Annotated in this window: 1 protein-coding gene and 1 pseudogene; one reads left to right on the forward strand and one right to left on the reverse strand. The window is 51.9% G+C overall.

From position 1 onward, the window contains the following. The coding region (locus RT613_RS19835; RefSeq protein ID WP_313618107.1) for a TonB-dependent receptor plug domain-containing protein at positions 1–1,675 on the reverse strand (1,675 nt) is incomplete at its 3' end. Positions 1,676–2,139: 464 nt separating this feature from the next. Between RT613_RS19835 and RT613_RS19840 the strand changes: the two are divergent. Then, positions 2,140–3,197, forward strand: a pseudogene (locus RT613_RS19840) (cytochrome ubiquinol oxidase subunit I); the annotation flags it as partial.

The raw sequence follows: 3,197 nt of genomic DNA on the forward strand, positions 1-3,197 counted from the left end.
CAAAGTTCAGATTGCCGAAGTAGTCTTCATAGCTGACATGCACACCGGCCCGTAAATTCAGCCAGTCCCATGTCTGATCGACTTCCGCATAGCCATCAAACGCGTTGATGGATGCCTTTTTGTGATAGGCAGGCGTCACGGTTTTGATCCGTGTATATTGCTCATATGTGCAGGCCGTATCACCTGCCGGGCATGTGAAGGCTGTATTGGGTGCCGCAAGATTGAGCAGCGTGTAGTTTGACGAATATTGTGTGTATTCCTCTGCTTTCCGGTAGGCGTCTATTCTGCGGTAATCAAACCCTGTCGAGAACGTGCCGGCCAGAAAATCACCGTCGATGTCAGCCTTGAAGCCTTTTTCTTCCTGTCCCTGTGACTTGTTGCCGAAACCACCTTCATGACAAACCTCGGATGTGCCTGTTAACTCGGCGGCCAATGGTGTTTGGCACCATGACAGCAGGTCGGCATCTGTCGAATTAAACCATGTCGTGGAATCGTTGTTATTGATACTCGATCTCGCCCAGACGGTGCGAACGTAAAACTCATTGTCGCCACCATCATTTATGGTGCGGGATTTGTTGAAATACCCCTTTGCGTCAATCTTGACGTTATCGATACCCAGTGGTTCGTATACGATAGTGTCGAGATCATTTTCCCAGCGCAATTGCGTGGTAAAGCTTTTGGTCTGCGCATAGATTTGCGCGTCACGATAGAAAAAGGCATCCCACTCCTGATCGTAGTCCGTGTAGGAGCCATCCAGTGTGAACACGCCAAGGTCGGTGTCGTGACGGCTGGCAAGGCGGTAAAAGTTGTTTTCTGATACGTCATCCGCAGTGTTACCATACAAGCGGTAATCCTTGGCTTTGCTGGTATCGGCAGAAGAGCGGCTGTATTGACCAATCACCGCCCAATAGTCGGTGATAGGCACATTGACGCTGGCAGATGTTTTGTAACGGTAAAAGTCCGGTGGCGGGTTGTTTTGTAGATTGAGCCCGTCTTTTGTTCCCAACACGTAACTGGTTGTCTTGTCGCTTTCAAAACCGTAGCTGACCGAACCGGTGACCTTGTCGGTTTTGGGTTTTGCCAATGAATATTCAACCACGCCACCCTGAAACTGGCCGTACCGGGCCGAGACGTTACTATCGAGGACGTTCACCTCATCCAGGAAGTCCGATGGAACAAACATTGTCTGGGAGTGAAGCCCAAATATCGCATAAATATTGGGTTTTGTTTCATAGCTTGGGAGATCACTAACGAATGACTCCTGCGACCCCGTGACGTTGTTGATGCCAATGCCGTTGAGAATGAAGTTGTTTTCATAAACCTTGGCGCCAGAGATCGACAGTTCCTGCGGACGAAGGTTGATCATGTCCTGACCATCGACACCGGCATCATTGTCGGAATCGTTCTGATACTGAACGTTTGGCAGGTTGCGCAGGATCGAGTTTGCGTCACCGAGACCGCTTGTCTTGTTGGTGATCAGTGCACCTTCAAGCGTCGTCGTGCCCGTATCCGATTTGCCTTTGCCACCGAAGCGCAGCCAGTTGGGCAGCTTGACTATGATGTTATCAAGAACCGTCGCGTTGGCTGGTGCAATGGTGGTTTCCTGCGCCATAACAGGCGAAATGGACACGATGCCACCCATGGTAACAAGCAGGCACACGGAAGCCTTCGCCACGTTTCGTGACGTTTTCAAGATCGGATACATGTTTGAAAAACCTCCAGAAAATTCTGCGCTATGGCGCGTTGGAGGTGGGATAGTAAAATCTGATAATAAGAGTCAAGAATTGGCTGCAATAAATATGATATTTTGACACAAGTTTGTCGCAATCAAGCAACGCTAGGACGCAATACACCACCTTTTGGTTGCTTGTTTGGGTGTGTTGTTTGCAATGGTTGTGTTTGGTGCTGGCTGTTCGCGCTCAGTTGAATCTGTTGACGTGCAAAGCTCTCGCGCCTGACAAGGGCACGGTTCTGTAATCAGCACCAGTCTGATAAGCTCAATTGTGTGGGGAGTTTGCAGGCGGACAAGCCACAAAATGCAGCGTCACAATGCCACGCGCGCCAGATTACCGCGCGGTAATTGATCACAGCGCGCGCTTCCAGAGTTTGGAATACACCTGCCATTGATGTCATTCATTGATGGAGATCAAAGTGTTTGAAGGTTTCAGCGCCGAGCTTCTGGCACGAATACAGTTTGCCTTTACCGTGTCATTCCATTTCATCTTTCCGGCGTTTTCCATTGGCACGGCCAGTTATCTCGCAATTCTGAATGCGCTGTGGCTGTGGAAGCGCGATCCCGTTTATCTCAAGCTGTTTGAATACTGGAAGCCGATCTTTGCCATTACCTTCGGCATGGGCGTGGTGTCTGGTATTGTGATGAGCTACCAGTTTGGCACCAACTGGGCGGTGTTCTCCGACAAGGCTGGTCCGGTCATTGGCCCGCTGATGGGTTATGAGGTGCTGACCGCCTTTTTCCTGGAGGCAGGTTTTCTCGGCATTGCGCTGTTCGGGCGCAAACGGGTGGGCGACCGGTTGCATATGTTTGCCGTCGCCATGGTCGCTGTCGGCACCTTGATCTCTGCCACCTGGATCCTGTCTGCCAATAGCTGGATGCAGACGCCGCAAGGCCACATCATCGGTGAAAACGGCCAGTTTTTGCCTGAGGATTGGTGGAAGATCATTTTTAATCCATCCTTCCCATATCGGCTGACGCATACGGTGCTGGCCGCATTCCTGACCACCGCCTTTGGTGTCGGGGCTGTCGGGGCCTTTCATCTGCTGCGGGACCGCACCAACAAACAGGCGCGGGTGATGTTTTCCATGGCCATGTGGATGGCAGCGGTTCTGACACCGGTGCAGATTTTTGTCGGTGACCTGCACGGCATCAATACGCTGGAACACCAGCCCGCCAAGATCGCTGCGATGGAAGGCCATTATGAAACGCATAAAGGTGCGCCGCTCATTCTGTTCGGTATTCCCGATGATAAGGCCGAAGTGACCCGTTATGCCTTGGAAATTCCAAAGCTCGGTTCGCTGATCCTGACCCATGATCTCGAGGGCGAAATCAAGGGCCTGAAAGAATGGGCACCAGATGCGCGGCCACCGGCCCTGATCCCGTTCATGGCTTTCCGCGTCATGGTGGGGCTTGGCGTGTTGATGCTGGGTGTTGGGCTGTGGTCGCTGTGGGCGAGATGGCG

This window comes from Agrobacterium sp. (assembly GCF_032092815.1).
In the GTDB taxonomy this organism is placed as follows: domain Bacteria; phylum Pseudomonadota; class Alphaproteobacteria; order Rhizobiales; family Rhizobiaceae; genus Agrobacterium.